The following is a 1,175-nucleotide window of genomic DNA, read 5'->3' on the forward strand; positions in this document are numbered from 1 at the left end:
TCTTCCAAAGTGGCACAAATCGAACCGGAATCAGGCAAGACTGCCCCCATATAATGGCACAGTTTGAACCGGAAACACTGGCACTAACAAACCGAAATCAGTGGCACAAATCGAAGCGAATTAGCCATCCCAACCGGAATGAAGCTCGAGCTTTTAAGCATCAATTAAAAAATCGGTCTTACAGAGAGCCTAAAGATGCTTACGTAAACGTTAGCTCAAGAAATTATTTTCTGCAGAAAAACGGGGAATGAAGAGTAACGTCCGTTGAATAAAGCAGGCGACCTTCACCAGCCTTTGCCGAACGGACGCAAAGGCAGATAGTAGAATTGCCAATGGCTAAATGAACTGGGGGAGCTTGCTTTATTCTGTTGTTATGGTTCGTTTATTATTTTATTATTTCCAGGATTAGGGCTTCTTCTGACTGCAGGAAGTTGCGGATTGCTACCACATTTTTGCTAATCAATTCTGCAATGGATTTGGTTGTCAAATTTCCCGTCCTTAGCCATATGATTTTTGGTGGAAATCCTCTGAGCACATTTAGGTCTACAAAGTCAGAGTCAAAGGTCACTACTGCATAACCATTTGATTTAGCATATTCGAATATCTCTAAATCAGAAGCATTCTCCAGTCCCAGATGTCGAACTTGTTTTACACCTGGAAAGGTATCCTCAAGCTGCTTTGCAATCTTGGGAGATATATTCTGGTCGAACAGCAGAGTCAAGATGCAATCCGGAGTTTATGTTCTTTGTCGGCTGCAAAAGCTAGGCAGGCATTGATCCTGTCCTCGTTCAGCTCTTCAAAGTCAGCTATAATTTCCGCCTTTGTCATACCATTCGAGAGCCAGTTAAGTACATCATAGACAGTTATCCTGGTACCCTTTATAGTAGGCCTACCGAATCTCTTGTCAGCTCTTATTTCTATGTAGTCCTGGTAATTCATATCCCAATATACTCAAAAGTTGGCTACCATGTTCCGATTCAATTCTGACTAACGTTTCTAAAGAGCCTCTACAGGAGCATTTCTAGGCTCTTTTAGTTCGGCTAGTGTGGTTTCCAATTTAGCTAATTGTTTTTGTAGTTCTCGCACCTTTCTCTTTCGTTTTTGGTCCAGATATTCATACTGATCTGGAGGCGTAAAGGGCTGATGCTTGACAAGCATATTCCAAATAATGACAG

The 1,175-nt window shown here is 41.8% G+C and carries 2 protein-coding genes; both read right to left on the minus strand.

Annotated elements, in window-relative coordinates; genetic code table 11:
- Positions 1-385 precede the first annotated feature (385 nt).
- On the minus strand, positions 386-721 hold the full coding sequence (locus KWJ01_RS03955) for a DUF5615 family PIN-like protein (protein WP_224995127.1): 336 nt from the start codon (positions 719-721) through the stop codon (positions 386-388).
- Positions 718-939, minus strand: a complete 222-nt coding sequence (locus tag KWJ01_RS03960) for a DUF433 domain-containing protein (RefSeq protein ID WP_224995128.1) — start codon at positions 937-939, stop codon at positions 718-720. The genes KWJ01_RS03955 and KWJ01_RS03960 overlap by 4 nt, the downstream gene beginning before the upstream one ends.
- Positions 940-1,175: the final 236 nt, after the last annotated feature.

It is taken from the genome of Cesiribacter sp. SM1 (assembly GCF_020178975.1).
Taxonomy (GTDB): domain Bacteria; phylum Bacteroidota; class Bacteroidia; order Cytophagales; family Cyclobacteriaceae; genus Cesiribacter.